Below are 23,514 nucleotides of genomic sequence, written 5' to 3'. Positions count from 1 at the left end.
TCTATTAGGAGGTTCAGGTGAATGACATTTTGGCAGTTTGCATTCAAAAACGTAAACCGGAACGCCAGAGCTTATTTCGCCTATTTTGTAAGTAGTGCATTTTCCATTGCAATTTTTTTCTCGTTTGCGGTTTATTTATTTCATCCTAAATTGCATATGACAGGCGTGAATGCTGCTCTGAACATATTAATGACAATTTCAGAAATTGTCATTGTATTCTTTTCATTTTTCTTTTTACTATATTCAATCGGTACTTTCTTAAAAGTACGAAAAAAGCAATTTGGGATTTTAACAGTACTTGGCATATCTCAAAAACAATTAAAGAGACTCGTATTTCTAGAAAACATGCTAATTGGTGTTCTTTCCATCTTTTTCGGCATTCAACTTGGACTTGTCTTCTCGCAGTTCTTTTTATTAGTTACCGCCAAAATTACACATGTTCCTGGTTTATATTTATATTGGCCAACAGCTGCCATTATTTTAACTATGATCATTTTTCTAGGACTCTTCATTCTCGTCTCATCGTTTACGCCGATGCTCATTCGGACGAGAAAGGCTGTACGTCTTTTAAAAGAAGGAACAAAACAAAAAGAAAGAAAAGCATCCGTGCTCATCTCTCTATTTGGTGCGACATGTTTAATATCTGGATACGTACTAGCAGCAAATCCGCTATATTTCATGTCGCTCGGCGAAGTAGTTGGGCTTTTGTACGCCGCCACCAGTATATTTCTCATTCCGTCACTTGTTGCAGCTGGAACATACTTTTTCTTTTCACAAATTAGTTTTTTACTCATTCGTATATTAAAAACGCGAAGAACATTTTATATGAAGCGAATTAATATGCTTTGGATTTCTGATTTAGCAGCGCGCATTCGGACAAACATTAACATGCTCTTTATTGTAGCGATGCTATCAACACTTGCTTTTACTATGATTACATTCTTATATGGTTTTGGTAAATTTATGAAGTTCGATACAGTAAGAGAAAATCCTTTTCCTTTTACATATTTATCACATACTGAAAATACGTTAGCGGATGAACATTTAAATTGGTTAAAACAAAAGTTTAACGAAGAGCAATTTACTTATAAACAATTTAAAACGGATATATATGAAGTATCTTCAGCGGAAGGAAATTCTCAGCTCTATTATGCAATTAAACAAAGTGACTATAATGTACTTGCTAAGGCTTTAAATTGGGAAACGCTCACGGTAAATAAGAATGAATCTTATATTCTTATGAAAGACTTAGATGATCAGGTTATTGGAACGCTTCATAATAAAGACAAGAAAAATACTCTTACACTTACTCAAAACAATTTACAACTACAAGTGAAAGAATATAAAAGTTATAACCCATTCCCAAATCGCTTAATATACCAATTGCTCATACTATCTGATGAAAATGTAGAGGCGTTATCATCCGTTTCAAAACAGATGAGTGTATATAGCTTTAAAGTTAAGGACTGGGAAAAAGCTAATAACATCGGCTCTTTATTCATAGAAAAAGTGAATACAGACGGGAACAACATTCAAGCAGAGCACCCGCCTTTCCATGCAAGTGAAGCGAGCGATTCTCTATACACAACAAAACAAAATGTCGCTTCGTTCTTCTTAATTGGGACTTTCTTAGGTGTTATTTTCTTTATTGGTGCTGGCAGTGTTCTTTACTTCAGAATGTATACAGATTTAACAAATGAGCAAGAAAAGTATGTAACGATTACAAAAATCGGTTTAACAGAAGCTGAGATGAAACGATCTGCTACAATTCAACTTGCAATTCTTTTCTTTGTTCCATACATTATGGCATCGATTCATACGATGTTTGCGACAAAGATGCTACAAGAAGTATTACATCTCTCGTTCTTCGCTGAGATTACAGTCGTACTTATGATTTTTGGAACGGTTGAAATTTTATTTTTCCTTTTAATTCGTTCCTTCTATATGCAAAAATTATCACAACACATTAAGTTTTAACGGATAGAAAGGTGATTACTATGGAAGAAGTTTTACACATAAAAAACGTCTCAAAAGTGTATGAAGGAAAAGTCCCTCATACTGCTTTAAAAAATATAAATTTACATGTAGATAAAGGTGAATTTGTCGCTATCATGGGACCATCTGGTAGTGGTAAATCTACATTTTTAAACGTTATCTCTACAATTGATTCCCCTACTTCTGGTGATGTCGTGATTAACGGAAAAAAACCGCACACATTTCGTAGAGAGAAGTTAGCTATTTTCCGCCGCCAAGAGTTAGGATTTGTTTTCCAAAACTTTAACCTACTAGATACACTAACAATCGGTGAAAATATCGTACTACCTTTAACATTAGATAATGTTCCATTAAAAGAAATGGACGAAAAGCTTAATAACATTTCCAAAAAGCTTGGCATTGATCATATTTTAGACAAACGTATTTTTGAAGTTTCTGGGGGACAAGCACAACGTACCGCAGTAGCACGTGCTGTTATTCATCATCCGTCACTTCTACTTGCCGATGAGCCAACGGGAAATTTAGATTCAAAAGCGGCAATTGACGTGATGGAACTATTTACGAAATTGAATAAAGAAGAAGATGCAACAATTTTAATGGTTACGCACGATCCATTCGCAGCAAGTTACTGTAACCGCGTCATTTTTATTAAAGATGGCGAGCTTTACAACGAACTACATCGCGGGCTATATCGCGAAAAGTTTTATCAAGAAATATTAGATGTTTTAGCATTATTAGGAGGAAGACGTGGATGACATTTTGGCAATTTGCATTTAAAAATGTCTCGCGTAATTCTAAAGCATATTTCGCTTATTTTGTAAGTAGTGCTTTTTCTATCATGGTTTTCTTTTCATTTACTGTATACGCGTATCACCCGCGCTTCCAAAATGTACAAAGCTTTCAAGAACGTGATCCTCTAATGAACTTAGCTAGTACAGCACAGCTTGTTATCGTTATGTTCTCGTTCTTCTTTCTCTTATATTCAATTGGAACATTTTTAAATGTACGGAAGCAGCAATTCGGGATACTCACGATTCTCGGTATCTCACAGAAACAATTAAAAAGACTTTTATTTACTGAAAACATGATCATCGGGATATTGTCTATCTTTATCGGCATTCAAGGTGGCCTTGTATTTTCTAACTTTTTCTTATTAGTCACTTCGAAATTAACAAATGCGAAAGGTCTCTATTTATATTGGCCAACAGAAGCGATAATCGTGACAACCGTAACGTTTATCATTTTATTTTTAATCGTTTCTACGTTTACACCGATGTTTATTCGTACGCGTAAAACAGTCCATCTTATTAAAGGGAACAAGAAAGTGACAGCCGAAAAAAGGCCGTCTATACTCATTTCGATATTTGCTTTAACTTGTTTAGGGTTATGTTATTATATTGCTGGTTATCCACAAGGCTACGTAACCGAAAAAAATGTGCAAAACGGATCTGTCTTCTTTATTATATTATCTATTTTGCCACTCGTAGTAATCGGAACATATTTTTTCTTTTCACAAACATTTCTTCTTTTTATCTATATTTTAAAGAAGCGTAGAAAGTTTTATTTGAAACAAATAAACATGTTATGGATTTCAGATTTAGTTGCTCGTACCCGTAGTAATATTAATGTACTCTTTATCGTTTCTATGCTATCTGCGCTTGCATTTACGATTATTATCGGACTATTTGCTGCGAATAATAATACAAAAGCGTCGATACTAGAGCGATATCCTATTCCCTTCACATACAAATTAGAAGGGGATCATTCCCTTGAACGAAAGCACGTTAATACTATTGAATCCGAACTTTCCAATGCTCATTTTCAATATAAAAAATATAAATTTACGCTTTTAAAAGATACTGCTTCAAAAGAAGAGATTGCAATTATGAAAATGAGTGATTATAACGAAATTGCTAAACAGTTAAAGAGACCTACAATCACCCTTGATTCAAAAGAAGTTTACATTATTTCTGGCTATTCACCAGAGCTATTAAACCTTGTATCAAATCCATTTGTAAAACAAAATACAATTACGCTTGAATCCAATAAAAAGGAGTTTTATATAAAGGGATTTATTAACAAAGGAATAGCACCACCATTTGCATTAGCAAATTTAGTTATTATGCAAGATTATGCAATCGATACTATGATTCCTCATATTGAAACCATTACAGTTTATAACTACTTCGTGGATAATTGGGAAAATGCAATTATTCCAACAAAAAATATATTAAAAAGTATTAGTAATGACACCGAAAAATATTATGAGGCACATAAAGACGATAAGCATGCATCTCCCGTTCCTTTTAATATTTATACAGCTACTGATGAGTTACTCCATAATAAAGAAAATGCAGTTGCTCAATTCTTTATTTGGGCATTTCTTGGCTTTATCTTCTTTATCGGTGCGGCTAGCGTTTTATACTTCCGTATGTATAACGACTTAACGAATGAAAAACAAAAATACATTACGATTACAAAACTAGGCTTAACTGAATCAGAAATGTTTCGCTCTGCAACGATTCAGTTAGGAATTTTATTTTTCGTTCCTTATATCGTTGCTGGTGTTCACACATTATTTGCGGTTAAGTTTTTACAAAGCATGTTTTCTTTCTCATTACTAAAAGAGTTATTAATTATACTCACCTTTTTCGGGATTATCGAGATCATTTTCTTCTTCTTAATCCGTTCTCTGTACATTAATAAATTATCACAGCATATAAAAATATGAATAAAATAGCCTTGTGCAGTATGCACAAGGCTATTTTCAATAGTTTTTAATTAGCAGCAATATCCACCATAGCCGCCGCCATAACCGCCGTAACCACCATAACCACAACCGCCTCCGCCTCCGCCGAAGCAGCTAGCACCGATGATAATTAATAAAATAAACAATACGATTAGAAGCGCAAAACCTCCTCCGCAACCATGGTGTCTGCGGTTACAATCATCATGTCTGTGTTCACACTTTTCGCTCATTACTCTATTCCTCCTTTAGTATCATTCATAACAAGTTCACCTTGCTCTAAATGAGGGGATTCCATTTATAGTATGTTTTCAGGGCGAATAGGAAGCTTGGCTTACCTAAAAACGGGCTTGTTTTTGGAAATGGGCTTCATCAAAAAAAGATACCAATTAAGGTATCTTCTAAATAAAAGTATTTAATAAAAGCGCAAAACCAAATGCAATAAATGATAACAATGTCTCAAGTACCGTCCACGTTTTAAACGTTTCCTTCACCGTTAATCCTAAATACTCTTTTACAAGCCAAAACCCTGCATCATTTACGTGAGAAAACATTAATGATCCTGCACCTGTTGCTATAACGAGCAATTCTAAATTTACACCTGACATGTGCTGAATAACTGGTGAAACAATCCCTGCTGCTGTCGTTAATGCTACTGTCGCTGAACCTGTTGCAATTCGAATTAATCCAGCTACCATGAAAGCTAACACAATTGGTGATAACGATATATGTTCTGCCATTTGGGCAATCGCTGTTCCAACGCCGCTTTCAATTAATATTTGTTTAAATCCACCGCCTGCACCAATAATTAAAATAATGGAACCGACCGGTAATAAACTTTCATCCATTAATTTTTTAATCACCTTTTTATTAATTCCTTGCCTTATTCCAAGTAAATAAAATGCTGCAAAACATGAAATAAGTAAAGCAATTACTGGACTTCCTATAAATACAAAAAATTCAGTTATCTTTTTCGGTAATGAAATATATGGTGCAACTACTGATAAAATCATCAATACAACTGGTAATAAAATAATAAAAAATGAAACTTTACGACTTGGTAAATCTGTTGATACAGTCGTAACTCGAACAAGCTCTGGTTCATTTTCAGGTATAACCCTTTTATGTACCCACTTTGCAAATATCGGTCCTGCGATAATGGCTGCTGGTAACGCGATAAGTAATGAATATAAAAGTACCTTTCCTAAGTTCGCGTTATAAATACCGATTGCTGTCATCGCCCCTGGATGTGGTGGTACAAGCCCGTGCACAATAGATAATCCAGCAATAACAGGTAACGCAATTAATAATATATTTTGCTTCGTCGTTTTTCGAATAGAAATAACAAGTGGTAATAAAATGACGATCCCCACTTCAAAAAATACCGGAATCCCTATAACAAATCCTGCAAATAACATAGCCCAAGGTAGTTTCTTTACACCGAAAAATCGAATAAAGAAGTCTGCCACTTGCATGCCGGCCCCTGAATCGGACATCATTTTTCCTAAAATTGTTCCGAGAGCTAAAATACCAACTAGATGCCCTAGTACACTACCGACACCAGTTTCATAGGCAGTCACTATTTTCGTCAAATTCAATCCAGACATGATAGCTAAAAATAAACTTGCAACTGTTAAACTAATAAATGCATGCCATTTCCACCATGATACCCCTAAAATAACAATCGCGATTGCAAGTAACGTGACGATTAATAAGTATATATCCATCTCTCATTCCCCTTACTTTTATCCCGTATTTGCAGGCAATAAGCACCTAATTGGTGCGGGATGAATCTAATGAAACACTTTATAAAAAAAGAGGGCGAATCCCCTCTTTTTTATACGTCATAATTCACTACATAATGCTGCATTTCTGTGTTGTAGTAGCCTTCGCTATATTCAATTACTTCTCCAACTTCATCGTAAGAATAGCGCATACGTTTTAATAGCGCTGTCCCCTCTTTTTCACCTAACGCTTCGGCAACGAAACTAGGCGCAAGCCCAACAGCGAATTCATCTCTGAAGTTTTCTAAATGTATACCTCGGTCTTCCACTAAATCGTAAAGCGATTGCAAGTCAAAGTCCGATAAATCTGTACTTGCCATGTGTGCTGAGAAATAGTGCGTATAATGAATGTACGGTGCATCATTTAACGTATATAAACGTTCAATGCGAAAACTTTCCTTACCGAATAATCGAAATGGCACCGTTCCTTCTTCATTATGAACGATTTCTGCTTTGAGCAATTTCTTCTGTACTTTATATCCTTCTTCCACTAACACTTCTGTAAATTTCTTACCCTTTGACAACTTTGTCGCAGAAGTATTACGGATAACTTTCGTTCCTTTACCGCTTTTCTTTTCTAAATATCCTTCTTGAGCAAGTTCTTTAATCGCATTACGCACTGTAATTTTGCTCACTTTGAACTCTTCTTCTAACTGCGGTTCGGAAGGAATATTCGTATGAATCGCATATACACCATGCAATATTCGATCACGAATAATATTTTTTATTTGTAAATATAATGGTCCTTTTTTCCTCGTTACGTTCACCGTTACACCCACTACCTTTCTACATCACCTACTGATGCCGTCATTGCCCGAAGTATATCCTTCTCTGATGACATTGGCGTATCACCGACGATTGTATGTGCAAGCATTCCAGCTGCTGACGCAAATGAAACAGCTTTCTCTGGTGCAAACTCTTCTATCTCGCCATGAATAATCCCGCTCGTATAAGCATCTCCAGCACCTATTCTATCATATACAGAAAACGTAAGTGTTTTTGCAAAAGTGAACGCACCATCTTTACATATAAACCCGCGAAGCGAGTGTGTATTATCGCTATTAATAGAGCGATGTGTACCAGCAATTGTAGCGATATGATATGTTTCAGCAACCTTTGGAATAAGATCAACAAGTTGCGCCTCTCGCTCCGTCTCCTCGGTTTTCATTCCCAGAACGAACATTGCATCTTTTTCGTTCATCATAACGATATCAGCAAGAGCCAGCATTTCTTCATAATGTGGTTTCGCCTGCTTATACCCGTCTTCTCCCCAAAGAGATGGACGATAGTTGCAATCAAAGACGACAGTTCCTCCGTTTTCTTTCACTGCTTTCGCTAAAGATTTCATATGATGGCGCACCGTATCATTCATCGCAAGTGTAATCCCGCAAAAATGAACGATATCAATTTCCTTTGCGATTTCTTCAAATTGATACATGTCTTCACATGCCGTATTGAAACTACTTTCTAATCGATTTGAATAAGTAACGCGGCTTGCACGTGCGCCAAATCCATTTTCTAAAAAGTACATGCCGACATATTTACCGCCTCTTGAAATAAACGGCGTCCGAATGCCTAACTTTTGAATATGTGATACCGCAGCATCCCCTACAGAATTTTCCGGTAAAGTTGAAATAAGAAAGCCTTCATGCCCGAGATGAGAAAGTGCCGCTGCAACGTTCACACCTGTACCAGAAAAGGAGTAATTTAATGCGTTAGCTTGCGACAATAACTCATATCCTGGTACTTGCAGGCGCATCATTACTTCGCCGAATGCTGCAATTTTCTTACGCATATTGATCAACTAGCTTCTTCACTACCGCTAATAACTCACGCACATCTTCTGTTTTCGTATTACCAGTTTCTTTATCAATAATAGAAGAGTACACGTGCGGGATAACTTGCTCTACATTTGCCTCTAATGCGATACGTAAAATTGTTTCAAAGTTTTCTTTATCAATTCCGCCTGTTGGCTCTAATGCAAAGCCTTCTTCCGCACATGCTTTCGCAACTGCGCGATATTCTTCTTCATGAGCTAAACCTTTCATTGGGAAGTACTTCAATGAATTTCCGCCCATGTCACGTACAAGTGCGATCGCTGTTTTAATTGGAACGATTGCTTTTTCTTCTCCAGCTGCACTAATTGGACCAGTAGAAATGTTTACGTACCCTACTTTTCCTGTTGGTGATACTAAACTATTAATCCAGCTATCTTTTCCGCCAAGATTTGCACGTGTCGCTCCAACTGAAGGGAACACTTGATTAATATGACTACCAGGATAATGCTTCGCAATTTCAGCTACAACTGCTGCTTGGCGATTATCTCCTGCGCCTAATCCGATTGATACAGCGTCATCAATTTCTTTTCCGTATGCTTTCATCGCTGTAACTGCTTCTTCTACTGTTGGATAATCTTTTGATAACACTCCAACAACTACATAACCTTCTGCGGCCTCAAAAATGTCTTTCGCATTTTCGATATTGTTCGCTAATACATTTAATGCTACGCGGCCTTTATAAAAACGTTTTTGAATGTTTGTCATTTTAGTTTCCCCCTACAATTTCTCTCATTTTTTCTTCAATTACATGTATGTCATCACCTTGAAGTGGACGTGGATCGATATCAAAGAATCCTTGTCTTACTCCGTAATCACGTGTGTAAATGGCAATTTCCCCTTCGCGTAATGCTGTTACAACATCTTTTGCTGATTTATTTAACTCATTCTCGTTAATGTGAATGCGTGCTCTAAAGATTGCTCTTCCTGCTTCATCTTGAACGATCGTTACATTTACACCGTTTAATTCTTTTAGCGGCATAAGTACTTGTAATAACTCTTTTTCTTGCTCACTCTTATCTTGTTTTACTCCGTACTCATCAAGTGCTTGAAGTAGACCGAAAGTTGTTTCTTTCCCAACTTTCATACTTCTTCCGATGCAATGTAATTGTACTTTCAGCCACTCGATATATTTTCGTTTACCGCCGACAATACCAGAAGTTGGTCCTTCAATTGCCTTTGAACCGCTATAAATGGCAAGGTCTGAATACTTCACATATTTTTGAATATCTTCTTCAGCTGCCGCATCGACGATAAGTGGTACGTTATTTCGCTGCGCAACTTCCCATGCTTCTTCAACAGAAATCATATTTTTTTGCACGGCATGATGGGATTTCACATATAGAATTGCTGCTGTATTTTCACCAATCGCATCTTCAATATGCTCTGCTTTCCCTTCATTTGCGTAACCCACTTCAACAAGCTTACCGCCACCTAAATAAATCATCGTTTCAACAGGAGCACCGTATTGAACGTTATGACCTTTTAACATAATCACTTCGTTTTTCGCGATGACCTCTTGATGAAGTCTTTCACTTTTACGGTGATTTCCTTCTGTAACGATACCAGCGATAGAAAGCGCAATTCCGCTCGATGCTGAATTCACAACGACTGCTGCCTCCGAATCTAGAATTCTCGCAATATGGTCTCCTGCTTTATCTACTAAATCTGCAATTTCCACATAATTTTGTCCACCATGTTTCATCGCATCCATAACTGTATTTGTAGGAGCGGATACACCTAAAATACTCATTCTACCGCTCGCATTAATTACTCTTTTTAATCCGTACTTAGCATTCAATGAATGACCCATTGATTACAACCCCTTTCGTATCAATTCTTCTTTCAGCAATGCGCTGATCCCCTTCTGAATCAATTAACGTAATCGGTTCATCTTTCACCGTAAATAAAGTTAAATTTGCAATATCGCCTTCTTGAATACGGCCAAGCTCTGGTTTTTTCAGCCACTCTGCCGCATTTTTCGTAACCGCATCAATTACTTCTTCTAGCAGATAACCTAAGTAAAGGAATTTCGAAAGAACGTGAGCCATACTATACACTGGGCCGTGTATACGATTCTTCCGGTAAATATCTGTACTAATTGTATTAAAGGCAATACCGTGACGCTTCGCCGCTTCTGCTACTTTAAAAGAAAAACTAGCATTACCGTGACCAACATCTAAATGAACACCGCGCTTCACTGCATCTAGTAATACAGGTAGCGGTTTGCCTTCTTCATCAAATAAATTATTTTCTTTCCCGTTTAAGTAATGTGTAATGACATCATCTTTTTCTAAAAGAGGTACAACTTCCTCAATGCGAGGAGGCGCTGAACCGATATGTACCATAATCGGCAATGATGTTTCACGAGATAACGAGCGTGCAACATGAAGCGGTTCAATTCCGCTGTCACAAACAACACTTTTACTCATTCTCGCCTTTAACCCAACGATGACATCTTTATACTTTTCTACTGCTTCTATTACTTTCTCTTTATCTATCCATTCCATATTGGATAATTCATCAATTCGTTTCAAACCGATGCGAGAAATATTTAAAAAGGCAAATAAATTCGTTTTCGCCTGTTCTCTACTTTGTACTAAATCTGCAATACGATCAGCTCCGCAGCTACCCGCATCAACAATTGTCGTTACCCCTTGCTTAACGCCAATTTCATCCACCTCATCGCCATACGGATCAAACTCTGGAAAAGCATGAACGTGTAAATCAATCCAGCCACTCGATACGTAAGTACCTGAGTAATCAAGAACCTTTCCACCCTCGCCAGCACCAGCTTTCGTCACCTGTGCGATTTTATTATTTTCAATTACAATGTCAATCTCTTCCCCGTTCACACGTTTCACATTACGTAGTACGAATCGTTCTGTCATTGTACTTCCACCCTTTTCTATAAGAAGCCACAAGAATACGCTTACATTAAAATTTCATTTTATATGTCTTTCACACGTTTAGCGTAACACAAAAAAAGGGAGAAGTAAATATAACGTTATAATGTTTAAAGGTGAAATAAAAGATACTCCTCAAAATAATGATAGTACAGGAATTTATATCAACGCTTCAACAAGGAATATCGATTTACCGACAAAAAACGCCAATCCCCTTCTTATATACGAAAAGGCTGCTCCAAAAGGGAACAACCTCTTTATCTATTCCTGAACCGTCACGATAACCCCATCCATATTATTCCCCGAAATTTCATACTGCTTATTCGCTGGAACATTCACGTTCATACGATCTGAAACTTTATAATAAGAAACCGTATATTTCTTACCTTCAACATCAGTTGAAACTTCTTTTTTCTCTTTTAAGAAGTCCAAATATTCCTCTAATGTAATTTTCTCCTTTTGCATAATCGCACTATGAGGTAATCCGACATAGCGTATATGCCACGGCTCATATTGAATGCCTGTAATATGACTTTTATTTTTCGGATAACGTAAAACAAAGCCATGCTTCCATACGTTCTCTTCAATCCACTTTCCTTCAGGGGCTCTCTCCATTTTCTTTTGCGTAGATCCAATGTCGAGTGATAATCCTAAATTATGTTCACTATATCCTGCTGGAAGTGCATAGTCAGATCCCATTTCTTTATACAATTTACTTTGCTCTTTAAAATCTCGATACCCGCTACTCATTAAGAAATGCTGTACTCCATCTTTTCCAGCTGCATCGACAACGTTCAAAAAATTTTTCACAACACCCTTTGATAAGCGAAGATTTCTATCAAATATGACGTAACCTCTTACTAATTCACTATTGTGATTTACATTTATAATGTCAGACCTAATACTATCTTTTTTAACTGGGTAATCTTTATTAACTAATAATAGATCCCCTTTATAAATTTCTTCTTTTGTAATCTCTATCTTTTCCGTATTCGCAGCTCTTACCGTATTATCTTTGTCAGCAATTTTAACATCGATCTCTTTTTGAAATAACGGTGATATATAAAAACCTACACAGATTGTACATGCTATAAATAGAGAAATAAATACCCACTTTTTCATTTCTAGTTCCTCCTTAACGTAACTTACGTATAGAATAGAAAAAACTATTAAAATAAAAAGTGGGGTAAAGTTTAAATTTTTATTAAATTGCTCCGCTCTCTTCTTTTGGCAATCTCACTTCAAATATCGTCCTAATCACATTACTTTCAGCAGAAATCTTCCCATCATGCTGTTCAACAATATTTTTCGCGATAAACAGTCCAAGGCCTGTACTACCTTGTTGCTCTGACCTTGCTTTATCACCTGTATAAAACATATCAAAAAGATACGGTAAATCTTCTTCCGGAATGCTATCTCCGTAATTAATAATTTGTACGACTACCTCTTCACTCTCAATATATCCGTTCACATCGACAAACTTTCCATCATACCCGTAACGAATCGCGTTCGTTAAAAGATTTTCAAATACCCTCGCTAATAATTTTCCATCACCGCTAATAGGTAAATAAGAATCCATGTTCAATCTCGCTTCTAAACCCTTTTTCTCTAATAACGGATACAATTCTTCCTCTAACTGTATAAGCAATTCACTTATATCAATTGGTCTTTTGTCCAGCTGCAACATCCCATAATTCATTCTCGTAATTTCAAATAATTCATCAATTAAACTTTCCAGCCTTTCGGATTTCGTAAAAGCGATTGTGGAAAAATGTTTAATTTGTTCTTTCGTCAAATTCTCATCTTTAAGAATTAAATCTAAATAACCTAAAACAGATGTTAACGGCGTTCTTAAATCGTGAGCTAAATTAACAATGAGCTGGTCTTTACTACTTTCCGCAAAGTCTCCTCGTTCAACCGCTTCCTTTAATTTTTCACTCGCTACATTTATTTCACGTGCGATATATCCAAACTCATCATTAGATGAAACGCGCACTTCATTTGTAAAATCACCGTTTGCCAAATGATGAATTCCGTTTGAAATCTCATCAAAATATTTTAAATACGGCCTAGTAAGGAAGAAGAAAAACATAATGGATAGAGGAATGAAAATAATCAAAAAGAAATTAACATCCCCAATTTGTCTTACCATGGAACGAAATTGAGCTAACGGATCCTCAAAACGAACGACTAATTTATAATAAATCCGTAATCCTTCATAAATGATATACGTTACGCCACCAGCAAATATCATACTTAACGCAAATAGCATAACCATCTTCGAGCGAAAGCTTCTCATCTTTTTAGCCATTGAAAGTATACCCTACTCCCCAAACTGTTTTTATTAACTTATTCTTTCTTTTATCTTCCCCAAGTTTTTTCCGCAACGTACGAATATGTACCATAACCGTATTTCCGCCTTCATAATAATCATCTGCCCATACTTGCTGAAAAATATTTTCCACATTGTACACTTTCTTCGGATGGCTCGCTAATAAATATAAAATATCAAACTCTTTCGGTGTTAATTCAACTTGTTCTCCGTACACATTCACTGTTCTTCGCTCAGGATCAATAACGACTCCGCCTACCTCTAAAGCAGATTTATTCTCCGCTACCTTCGGCTGATTTAACGTAAGAAATCGGCGTAATTGTGCATTTACACGTGCGACTAATTCAATCGGTGTAAAAGGTTTCGTCATATAATCATCTGCACCTAATACTAAACCTGTCACCTTATCAAAATCAGACGTTTTCGCACTTAAGAAAATGATTGGCATATGGTGCTTCACGCGAATTTGGCGCGTCACTTCATAACCATCCATTTTCGGCATCATAATATCTAAAACCACTAAATCGATTGGCTGCGTTTCAATAATATGAATTGCCTCTTCTCCATCAGCTGCTTTCACGACGTGGTAACCTTCTTTTTCTAAATGTATCTCAATTAAATCAGCAATTTCTGCCTCATCATCCGCTATTAAAATTGAAATGTTCTTCATTTTACTCCCCCTTTACCCCGCTATTTGCGGGCAGTAAGACTCCCACCTCAAAATTCGGGTGAATCAAAGAAGTTAGGTGGAAGATCAACTGCCCATAAAAGCCCGATTGGTTCAACTAATAATCAGTGGGGATGCCCCCACTGATTAAAGTTTCACTTTATACGCTCGATTGTAAACTAGTCTATCCAATTTGTACAATACGAAAAGGTTACTCACAGGAGTAACCTTTGTAAATGAAATTATATCGACGATTATTGAAATATATCGACTTACCGACAATTAACAACAAAATCCTACCGCTATTTGCGGGCATCCTGATTAAATTCACCGCTCCAAAACTATCCGCTGCTTCGTGATTTCCGCCAGCCTTCCTCGATTTACTTCATACTCAGTGTCAACACTTTGCGGTACAATCACCTTTCCGCCCTCAAGCATCACTTCCGGCGAAATAATATCCTTCTCCCAATGTCGGCTAGAGGCAGATATATCACCTGGAATCGTAAAGTTTGGCAGTGAAGCAAGCGCAACATTTTGTGCTCGTGAAATCCCCATCTCTACCATACCACCGCACCAAACTGATATGTTATGCTCCATGCAGTAATCATGAATTTGAATGGATTCTGTTAATCCACCCACTCGCCCTGGTTTAATATTAACGATTCGGCAACTGCCAAGCGTAATCGCAACGCGCGCGTCTTCTAAACTATGGATGCTTTCGTCTAAACAAATCGGCGTTTCCATTTTCTTTTGCAGTTGTGCATGATCAAGAAAATCGTAATCCGCTAGCGGTTGTTCAATCATCATCAATTGAAATTCATCTAATCGTTTCAGTTTCTCCGTATCAGCTAATGTATACGCTGAATTTGCATCAGCCATTAACGGGATGCTTGGAAACTCTTTACGAATTTCTTTCAATAACTCGTAGTCGTGCTCTGGCTTTATTTTCACTTTAAAACGCTCATATCCTTCTTCTGCATACTTCTCGATTTGTTTTAACATAACCGAAATTGTATTGATACCAATCACAACGCCTACTTCAATTTCAGTCCTAGTTCCGCCAAGCAATGTCGCTAATGACTTCTTTTGACGCTTTGTATATAAATCCCAAACAGCCCCTTCAATTCCGGCCTTTGCCATTCTGTTTCTCTTTATATGCTTGAACAACCCTGGTATTTCATTCGGATGAGAAATTTCAGCTTTCAATAAATCCGGTATTAAAAAATCTTGAAGTACATGTAGCGCTGTCTTCACCGTTTCTTCCGTATACCACGGTTCAGAGAACGCAACAACTTCGCCAAATCCAATGTATCCGTCCGTATTTTCTAATTCAATGACGATACTTTCACGCTTTTCATACGTTCCGTAGCTTGCAGCAAACGGGATTACGAGTGGCATTTCCGTTATATGAAGTGTCGCTTTTTTTATTTCCACTTACATCTCCTCCACTAATTGTCTTAACTCTCGTCTTAACAATTTTTTCGAAGCATTTCGTGGTAATTCCTCTAAGAAACACGCTTTCTTCGGCACTTTATATTTCGCTAATTTCTCCTCGCAAAAATGCAGAATTTCTTCTTCTGTTACCTCTCCACTTTTTACAACAAAAGCAGCGGGTACTTGTCCCCATTTATCGTCAGTCATACCGACAACACCGGCTTCCGCTACCATCGGATGAGAAAGCAACACTTCTTCAATTTGAGCCGGATATATATTTTCTCCGCCAGAAATAATTAAATCACTGCGGCGATCTAGTACGTATAAAAATCCTTCTCCATCTAAATAACCGAGGTCACCAGTATGAAGCCATCCGTTTTGAATTGTTTCGCTTGTCGCATCTTCACGGTTAAAATAACCACCTGTTACATTCGGTCCTTTTACTACGATCTCGCCTTCCACAAACGGCGGTACTACTACGCCATCTTTTTCAATACGAAGTTGGCACTGAAATAGTGGTTTCCCAGCTGATCCTACTTTCGTTAACATATAATCTGCGGATAACGTACAAATTTGCGACGACGTTTCTGTCATACCGTACGTTTGATACACAGGAATTCCTTTATCTACACAAGTTTCTAATAACGGTTTCGGCGCTGGTCCTCCGCCAAGTAACATACATCGTAAAGAAGATGGATATGTCTCTTCTCCAAGTCTCTCTAATAAATCAGTTAACATTTTAGAAACGACAGAAATGATCGTAACACCTCTCGTTTGAAGTGCTTTATGAATAAAATCAGCATCATATTTCGGAACGAGTAAAATACGCATTCCGTACATAACATTTTTCATTAAAAGAGATAGCCCGCCAACGTGGAACATTGGCATACAAGCTAACCAGCAATCATCATCACGAAGCCCTAAATTAAGCGAAGAACCGACTGCGCTTGCCCAGTGATTGCCGTACGTTAAAATAACGCCTTTCGGTTTTCCTGTCGTCCCTGACGTATAAATGATTGTCATCGCTTCTTCTAAAGAGAATTCTTCTTGTATAGAGGCTTCCGCCTTCGATCCATTCATCACTTCGGCGAACGAATATACAGGAACATCTTTAGCCTCGAAATCTTGATCCGTCACTAAGCATATAACTTCAGCATCATCCATTTGCCAAAGTAGCTCTTCTCTTGAAAGACGCGTATTTAAAAGCACAGCTACTGCACCTACGTAAGATAGGGCGTGAATAACTGTAATCATCTCCATACCATTTTTCATCAGAACAGCCACCTTTTGCCCACGCTTCACTCCTACATGCGTGAGGTGTTCACAAACAGATACTACTTTTTCATGCAGCTCCATAAAAGTAACCTTTTCATCCTCTATTTCAATTGCAGTGCGATCTGGTGTTAAAAATGCACGTTGCATTAACCAATTTGGCATCGTCTCCATCACTCATTCTCCTTTCATGAAAGAAAGAGACTTGATATGACATCAAGTCTCTTAGTTATTTTGTTTCCGGTTGATCTCATCTAGCTACAGCGGCTAGAACAGTCGGTCGTTTCACGCCTTCCTACGAGGCAAAAAGCGCCTCTTCGTCAGAAGCTCCATCCCCCTCACATTCTAAGCGAGAAAGTAAAAAACACTTTCTGTGCGAAAGAACCTTAGCCTACGAGGCTAAACAGTCGGCTCCGCTTTTGGTTTGATCAAGGGAAACGAGGGAATTGACCGAAGTCCGGACTGCGTTTTTCTTTGAACGCGTCACGACCTTCTTTTGCTTCGTCAGTTGTGTAGTACAATAACGTTGCATCTCCAGCTAGTTGTTGAATACCAGCTAGACCGTCTGTGTCTGCGTTGAATGCAGCTTTTAGGAAACGAAGTGCCATTGGGCTGTTTGCTAAGATTTCTTGTGCCCATTGTACTGTTTCTGCTTCAAGCTCTTCTAATGGTACTACTGTGTTTACTAAGCCCATATCAAGCGCTTCTTGTGCGCTGTATTGACGGCATAGGTACCAAATTTCGCGAGCTTTCTTGTGGCCTACCATACGAGCTAAGTAACCAGCTCCGTATCCACCGTCAAAGCTTCCTACTTTAGGACCAGTTTGTCCGAATACAGCGTTGTCTGCAGCGATTGTTAAGTCACATACGATATGAAGTACGTGTCCACCACCGATTGCATAACCTGCTACCATTGCGATAACTGGTTTAGGAATTGCGCGAATTAGACGTTGTAAGTCTAATACATTTAAACGAGGGATTTGGTCGTCACCTACATATCCACCATGACCGCGAACTTTTTGGTCGCCGCCAGAACAGAATGCACGTCCACCTTCACCTGTTAAAATGATAACGCCAACATTTGCATCATCACGAGCTTGTGCAAAAGCGTTGATTAACTCCATTACCGTTTTAGGACGGAATGCGTTATGTACTTCAGGACGGTTAATCGAAATTTTTGCGATACCATTGTATGTTGAATAAATAATATCTTCGTAATTGCCTTCTTTTACCCATTCAATAGCCATTACAACTACCTCCTTGTATATTTCTGATCTCCTCTATAAGTGTAGCTTCCTTCTTAGATGAAAAAGCATCACTGCATAGTTTTTAGAAATCCCTTTACTATTGTATCAAACTTTTCCGGTTGTTCCACATGAATTGCATGGCCAGCACCATCAATTTTCACAAATTTCGCGTCAGAGATGCATTTTTCGATGTTTTTTAATATGCGAAAGAACTTTTCATCATGCTCCCCGTTCATTAAAAGAACAGGTATTTTTAAGTTTTGCAGCTCGTTCCACCATGAAGGCTGAGCCCCTGTTCCCATGCCGCGCAAGCTATTTGCAATTCCTTTTGGATTGTTAGCAAGTCTTTCTTGTCGCACTGCTTCTTGTGCGTTTTGTGCTAAACGTTTTTGCGTTTCAAACAGCGGAATATTTTCCCACATCGTTACAAAACTATTGATGCCTTCTCGCTCAATTTTATCGGCAAGTCGCTCATCTTTTTCACGACGTTCTTCTCTCTCATCTTCACTTTTGAGCCCAGCTGTACAATTTTCTAACAAAAGGGAATGTACATACTCTGGATATAGACATGCCATCGTAATCGCCAGTCTACCGCCCATTGAATAGCCAAGTATGTGCACTCTTTCAATATGAAGGTAATCTAATAGTTCTTTCATTTGCAATGCTACATTTCGAATATCATAGTGAGTTACATCTTCAGGACTTTCCGTTTTTCCGTGCCCCACAATGTCTACTAAAATGACTTGAAACTGCTCACTCCAAGAAGGAACGAAGGAACGCCACGTTTCCATGCTTCCCGTAAAACCATGAAGAAGTAGAAGTGGTTCCCCGCTTCCGACTACTTCATATTCATACGATACACCTTGCAGCGTTACGTTCATTTTGATTCACCTTGCAACGATGTAGTAATTACGTCCTGCGTTTTTGCCCACAATTTACGGTGCAATGTTAAGTTTTCATCACGGTTCGTACAAATTTCTACAACGTGTAAACCTTCCGTCGTCGTTCCCTTTTGTACCTCTTCTCGGAATTGCTCCCAACCATTTACACGACTAAATGAACCGCCGTACATTTTGACAACATGCTCATAATCAAGTCCAATTGGCGTTCCAAATAATGATTCAAAATGTTCCTTTTTCTCATATTGTGGTAAGAATGAGAAAATACCGCCACCATCATTGTTTACAACGACAATCGTTATATTTAATTCATGTAATTTTGCGGCTAATAATCCGTTTAAATCGTGATAGAATGATAAATCACCAATAACTAATACGAGCGGATCGCAAATAATGCTCGCTCCTAAAGCTGTCGAAATGATGCCATCAATCCCATTTACACCACGGTTTGCCATCACTTGAATATTTTTATCCGATGTGAAGAAGAATGAATCTGTATCACGAATTGGCATACTATTACTCGCAAATAATGTTGCCCCTTCTGGTAGTACGCGGACGATATCCGTAATAACTTTCCCTTCAAATGCAGTTTCATATGTTTCCATTTCACGAAGCGTTTCCTTCGTTTTTTCGTTTATATGTTGCCACATTCCGAACCAATCATTCTTTTTCATAACTGGCAGTTTTTCTATTAATGCACTGCAAAATGCAATATCACTTGCTTGGACAACTTCTGTCGCAACGAGAGCTGGATCTCTCCATTGTCCAGATTCGTCAACAACGATATGAACAGCTTTCGTCTGTTTTTTGATGAACTGCGTTAATGCTTTCGAAACAGGCATCCCACCAAAACGAATCATAACTTCTGGCTTCCACGTTTCTTTTAACAGCTCATTTCGTAAAAATGTATCGTAACAGTCGATTACCATCGTTTTATCGTGATGTCCGCTACGAATGTTAGAAAGTGGATCCGCTAATATTGGATATCCCGTTTTCTCAGCTAGTTCTGCCGTAAACGCTGCGATTTCTGAATGACTATCATCTCCACAAATAATAAGCCCCTTTTCCATATGTGAAAGGCGCCCTACAAGAGAATCTACATATTCACTCGGCATCATCACGTTCCCTTGCTGAACTACTCCTGTATATTCCCCGCGTCCTTTATCCCATAAACTTTCTAATGAGAAATCTGGGATAAGCGGCTCGCGAACTGGAAAATTAAGATGAACAGGTCCTTGCGGCGCTAGAAGTGCGCTTGCTATCGTGCGCTGCGTCGTCATGCGAGCATAATGATACATCGCCTCACTCGCTTCTGGAAGTGCCATCTCTGTAAATTGCTTCACAAATGTACCGTATAAATTGAATTGATTCATCGCTTGTGGTGCACCAACATCTCTTAATTCATGCGGTCTATCTGCCGTTAAGACGATAAGCGGTACTCGTGAATGAAAAGCTTCACATACAGCTGGATAGTAGTTCGCCGCTGCCGTTCCTGACGTACATAATAATGCAACAGGGCGTTTTTTTGCTTTTGCGATACCGAGCGCAAAAAATCCCGCTGATCTTTCATCTACATGTAAATATGTGTTCATTCCTTCATGTTGTTCCATTAGTAGAGCAATCGGTGTTGACCGTGAGCCTGGACTAATGACAACATCACATACATTTAGACGCGTCAGTTCATCCACGAACGCGCCTAAATAATATGATAATGCTTCTATATGATTGTTCATTTCATTAATTCCTCCAAAGCACCAAGCATCGGTCTAAACTTCAAGCTTGTTTCTTCATATTCAAGTTGCGGTACTGAATCAATTACAATCCCGCACCCAGCAAATAAGGATGCTTTCGCGCCATTTAATAATCCGCAGCGAAGTGCAACCGCAAATTCACCATTTCCTTCATCATCTATCCAGCCAATCGGTGCACCATATAACCCTCTGTCTAACAATTCAACATCACGAATCAGTTTCATCGCTTCCAAACGAGGTGTCCCGCCAAGAGCTGGTGTTGGATGTAATTCTTCTACCATTGTCAAAAGACTCGCATCGCCTTTTGCCTCTACAGGCGTATATAAATGAATTAAGTTTTTCGTTGTTAATAAGCCCGGACTTTCCGGAATATTAACGGATTCGCAGTGCTCATTTAGTACTCCTCGAATCATGTTCACAACATAACCGTGTTCAGCTAAATTCTTTTCATCATGAAGAAGCGCATTACTATTTCGTTTACTTTCTTCTATAGATTGACCATGACCAGTTGAACCAGCAAGACACATCGAAGTAAACTTCTCATCTTCTTTGCGAATTAATCTCTCTGGCGTCGCTCCTAAGAAGCATGCTCCTTTATAATCAAAAGAAAATACGTAACAATCTGGTTGCCCAATGCGAAGTGCTTCTAAAACAAGAGCAGAATCAATATGATGATCCATTTCTACTATTAGCTCCCTCGCTAATACAACCTTCTGCACGTTCCCCTGCTTCATCTCATCTTGTACTTTCTCAATGGCCTTCATCCAGCCTTTCGGATCTACTTCTACTTTAGAAGTAACTGTTAATTTCGATCCTTCGAGTGCACATTTACTCTCCCAAAAAATTTTCTCTTCTAAAGAAACAATTTCGTTATAAAGAGTTTCTGCACAATCAGTTGCTGAAACGAATGTATTCATTGTTAACCATGCTTTTTCATTTTTTACAGTTAATAAAAATGCTGGTAGTGAAAATGTCGTATCATCAAATTCTTTCCATAAGTCGGTTTTCTCTTTTTCTTGGTCAAATGAAAATCCACCAAATAAAAGAGGACCTGTTCCAAATTCGTATCTTTCTCTTTGTACAAATGCTTTCTCTTTTACTTTGTCCCACTCGTCACGGGCCGTTTGAAAGCGTTTGTTAGAAGAAGTTGCTATAGTGAAAACAGAGCCAATTCCAGCAAATATTACATGCTGAGCTGGGTCTGCAAAATAACATCTATTTTCGAATGAGATCCTTTTTCCTGCTGCATAAAACAGAAGCGGATCTATCCAGTCTATTTGTTTTACGAAGCTAACCAATATTTTTTCATCAGTTGCACGCTTAATGGCTGCACTAAGAACTTCTTGCAAGCCTATTTGTTTCGTTTGAATCACAATTGTCTCCCCCCTATGGGCGAAAAATAGTCATAATTACGCTTGATTTTAAGATACACCTCAAACGAAAGGCCTGTCAACGTTTAGCATTTCTGAGAAATTCACCTTCTCTTCCTAGAAAATAAACGTTGACACTAAATGATGCTTTTTCTACACTTAGTTGTGTACAATATGTGACCAAAGGAGGATTCAACATGGAAATGAACGTCGAAACGAATTCCTCTCCTACGGCGCCAAAGCCAAGTAAGCAAACCGGCTGGCGCATTTGGTGGAGTTTACTACGTCCCCATACATTAACAGCAGCTTTCGTTCCTGTTTTCATCGGAACAGCCTATGCGATGCAGGTCGGAGGTATAAATCAAATACATCTCCCTCTTTTCCTTATGATGCTTCTCGCTTGTCTTCTCATTCAAGCAGCAACAAACATGTTTAATGAATACTTTGATTATAAAAGAGGACTCGATCACGAAGGGTCAGTTGGTATCGGCGGCGCTATCGTTCGCGATGGCATTCAGCCAAAAACGGTGCTTAACTTAGCATTTGGATTTTTCGGGATCGCAATACTATTAGGTGTTTATATTTGTATGAATTCTAGCTGGTGGCTTGCTGCAATCGGTCTTGTTTGTATGGCCGTTGCTTACCTTTATACAGGTGGCCCACTTCCAATTGCATATACACCATTTGGAGAGTTAACAGCCGGATTATTTATGGGTGTCATTATTATTGGAATTTCATTCTTTATTCAAACTGGAACTGTAACATCAGAAGTCGTTTTACTATCTATTCCAAGCTCCATTTTAATTGGTGCCATTTTACTAGCTAATAACATTCGTGACTTAGATGGCGATAAAGAAAACGGTCGTAAAACGTTAGCAATTCTCGTTGGACGCGAAAGAGCCGTTGGTGTACTCGCTTCTATGTTCATCGTTTCTTATATTTGGACAATCGCTCTGATTATCGTTAACATCGTATCACCATGGATGCTTATCGTATTTTTAAGTGCACCGAAAGCATTGAAAGCGACGAAAGGCTTTATCGGCAAAAGTATTCCAATGGAAATGGTACCTGCGATGATTGCAACAGCAAAAACAAATACAATCTTCGGTCTCCTCATGGGAATCGGATTATTGCTTGGATATTTCCTATAAAGTGAAACTTTAATCAACTGCCCGTTAATGCGGGATAAAAAGGAGCTGCTGACGTGGCTCCTTTTTCATATACCAATTTCAGCTCATAATTCCTACTCTCAACGCTCATACTATGTAAAGAAACT

At 38.1% G+C, this 23,514-nt stretch carries 20 protein-coding genes; 4 read left to right on the top strand and 16 right to left on the bottom strand.

What is annotated here, in order from left to right:
* Positions 1-21 precede the first annotated feature (21 nt).
* Genes AC1DMU_RS24295 through AC1DMU_RS24285 form a run of 3 tightly spaced genes read left to right on the top strand, consistent with a single transcriptional unit; the run spans position 22 to position 4,726 of the window.
* Complete coding sequence (locus tag AC1DMU_RS24295; RefSeq protein WP_088064671.1) at positions 22-1,977, top strand: ABC transporter permease; 1,956 nt, start codon at positions 22-24, stop codon at positions 1,975-1,977.
* Between the two features lie 20 nt (positions 1,978-1,997).
* Positions 1,998-2,750 carry an ABC transporter ATP-binding protein gene (locus AC1DMU_RS24290; protein WP_071757563.1) on the top strand — a complete coding sequence of 251 codons (753 nt, stop codon included), beginning with the start codon at positions 1,998-2,000 and terminating at the stop codon, positions 2,748-2,750.
* Positions 2,747-4,726, top strand: a complete 1,980-nt coding sequence (locus tag AC1DMU_RS24285) for an FtsX-like permease family protein (RefSeq protein WP_088064672.1) — start codon at positions 2,747-2,749, stop codon at positions 4,724-4,726. The genes AC1DMU_RS24290 and AC1DMU_RS24285 overlap by 4 nt, the downstream gene beginning before the upstream one ends.
* A 50-nt stretch (positions 4,727-4,776) precedes the next feature.
* Here AC1DMU_RS24285 and AC1DMU_RS24280 read toward each other — a convergent pair whose 3' ends face one another.
* The 16 genes from AC1DMU_RS24280 to AC1DMU_RS24205 all read right to left on the bottom strand — a co-directional run bounded on the left by AC1DMU_RS24280 (position 4,777) and on the right by AC1DMU_RS24205 (position 22,241).
* On the bottom strand, positions 4,777-4,974 hold the full coding sequence (locus AC1DMU_RS24280; protein ID WP_001290402.1) for a YjcZ family sporulation protein: 198 nt from the start codon (positions 4,972-4,974) through the stop codon (positions 4,777-4,779).
* Between the two features lie 168 nt (positions 4,975-5,142).
* The gene (gene gntP, locus AC1DMU_RS24275; protein WP_088064673.1) at positions 5,143-6,468 is read right to left on the bottom strand and encodes a gluconate permease GntP; all 1,326 of its coding nucleotides are present in this window, start codon (positions 6,466-6,468) and stop codon (positions 5,143-5,145) included.
* A 110-nt stretch (positions 6,469-6,578) separates the two neighbouring features.
* Positions 6,579-7,304 carry a GntR family transcriptional regulator gene (locus tag AC1DMU_RS24270; protein WP_000539264.1) on the bottom strand — a complete coding sequence of 242 codons (726 nt, stop codon included), beginning with the start codon at positions 7,302-7,304 and terminating at the stop codon, positions 6,579-6,581.
* Positions 7,304-8,320 carry a sugar kinase gene (locus AC1DMU_RS24265; protein WP_088064674.1) on the bottom strand — a complete coding sequence of 339 codons (1,017 nt, stop codon included), beginning with the start codon at positions 8,318-8,320 and terminating at the stop codon, positions 7,304-7,306. The genes AC1DMU_RS24270 and AC1DMU_RS24265 overlap by 1 nt, the downstream gene beginning before the upstream one ends.
* The gene (gene dagF / locus AC1DMU_RS24260) at positions 8,313-9,068 is read right to left on the bottom strand and encodes a 2-dehydro-3-deoxy-phosphogluconate aldolase (protein ID WP_000181910.1); all 756 of its coding nucleotides are present in this window, start codon (positions 9,066-9,068) and stop codon (positions 8,313-8,315) included. The genes AC1DMU_RS24265 and dagF overlap by 8 nt, the downstream gene beginning before the upstream one ends.
* 1 nt (position 9,069) lies before the next feature.
* Positions 9,070-10,173 carry a DgaE family pyridoxal phosphate-dependent ammonia lyase gene (locus AC1DMU_RS24255; RefSeq protein ID WP_088064675.1) on the bottom strand — a complete coding sequence of 368 codons (1,104 nt, stop codon included), beginning with the start codon at positions 10,171-10,173 and terminating at the stop codon, positions 9,070-9,072.
* A complete protein-coding gene (locus AC1DMU_RS24250; protein WP_088064676.1) occupies positions 10,151-11,251 on the bottom strand; it encodes an amidohydrolase/deacetylase family metallohydrolase in 1,101 nt (366 codons plus the stop codon). The genes AC1DMU_RS24255 and AC1DMU_RS24250 overlap by 23 nt, the downstream gene beginning before the upstream one ends.
* A gap of 276 nt (positions 11,252-11,527) precedes the next feature.
* Positions 11,528-12,388, bottom strand: coding sequence for a M15 family metallopeptidase (locus AC1DMU_RS24245; protein WP_088064677.1), 861 nt, complete (start codon positions 12,386-12,388; stop codon positions 11,528-11,530).
* Positions 12,389-12,470: 82 nt separating this feature from the next.
* The gene (locus tag AC1DMU_RS24240) at positions 12,471-13,577 is read right to left on the bottom strand and encodes a HAMP domain-containing sensor histidine kinase (protein ID WP_088064678.1); all 1,107 of its coding nucleotides are present in this window, start codon (positions 13,575-13,577) and stop codon (positions 12,471-12,473) included.
* A complete protein-coding gene (locus AC1DMU_RS24235; RefSeq protein ID WP_088064679.1) occupies positions 13,570-14,268 on the bottom strand; it encodes a response regulator transcription factor in 699 nt (232 codons plus the stop codon). Before AC1DMU_RS24235 ends, AC1DMU_RS24240 begins: the two co-directional genes overlap by 8 nt.
* 324 nt (positions 14,269-14,592) lie before the next feature.
* Positions 14,593-15,699: an o-succinylbenzoate synthase gene (gene menC, locus AC1DMU_RS24230; RefSeq protein ID WP_088064680.1), complete on the bottom strand. Its 1,107-nt coding sequence runs from the start codon at positions 15,697-15,699 to the stop codon at positions 14,593-14,595.
* Positions 15,700-17,145 carry an o-succinylbenzoate--CoA ligase gene (locus tag AC1DMU_RS24225; RefSeq protein ID WP_141542724.1) on the bottom strand — a complete coding sequence of 482 codons (1,446 nt, stop codon included), beginning with the start codon at positions 17,143-17,145 and terminating at the stop codon, positions 15,700-15,702.
* Between the two features lie 254 nt (positions 17,146-17,399).
* A complete protein-coding gene (menB, locus tag AC1DMU_RS24220; RefSeq protein ID WP_088064682.1) occupies positions 17,400-18,218 on the bottom strand; it encodes a 1,4-dihydroxy-2-naphthoyl-CoA synthase in 819 nt (272 codons plus the stop codon).
* Between the two features lie 68 nt (positions 18,219-18,286).
* On the bottom strand, positions 18,287-19,099 hold the full coding sequence (menH, locus tag AC1DMU_RS24215) for a 2-succinyl-6-hydroxy-2,4-cyclohexadiene-1-carboxylate synthase (protein WP_088064683.1): 813 nt from the start codon (positions 19,097-19,099) through the stop codon (positions 18,287-18,289).
* Positions 19,096-20,850, bottom strand: a complete 1,755-nt coding sequence (menD, locus tag AC1DMU_RS24210) for a 2-succinyl-5-enolpyruvyl-6-hydroxy-3-cyclohexene-1-carboxylic-acid synthase (protein ID WP_088064684.1) — start codon at positions 20,848-20,850, stop codon at positions 19,096-19,098. Before menD ends, menH begins: the two co-directional genes overlap by 4 nt.
* Positions 20,847-22,241, bottom strand: coding sequence for an isochorismate synthase (locus tag AC1DMU_RS24205; RefSeq protein WP_088064685.1), 1,395 nt, complete (start codon positions 22,239-22,241; stop codon positions 20,847-20,849). The genes menD and AC1DMU_RS24205 overlap by 4 nt, the downstream gene beginning before the upstream one ends.
* Before the next feature lie 194 nt (positions 22,242-22,435).
* On the opposite strand from AC1DMU_RS24205, the gene AC1DMU_RS24200 reads away from it, so the two are divergent.
* Complete coding sequence (locus tag AC1DMU_RS24200) at positions 22,436-23,389, top strand: 1,4-dihydroxy-2-naphthoate polyprenyltransferase (protein WP_060486613.1); 954 nt, start codon at positions 22,436-22,438, stop codon at positions 23,387-23,389.
* The last annotated feature ends 125 nt before the right edge of the window (positions 23,390-23,514 follow it).

This window comes from Bacillus sp. 01N45 (assembly GCF_056399205.1).
This window is presented reverse-complemented; position numbering and strand designations above follow the sequence as displayed.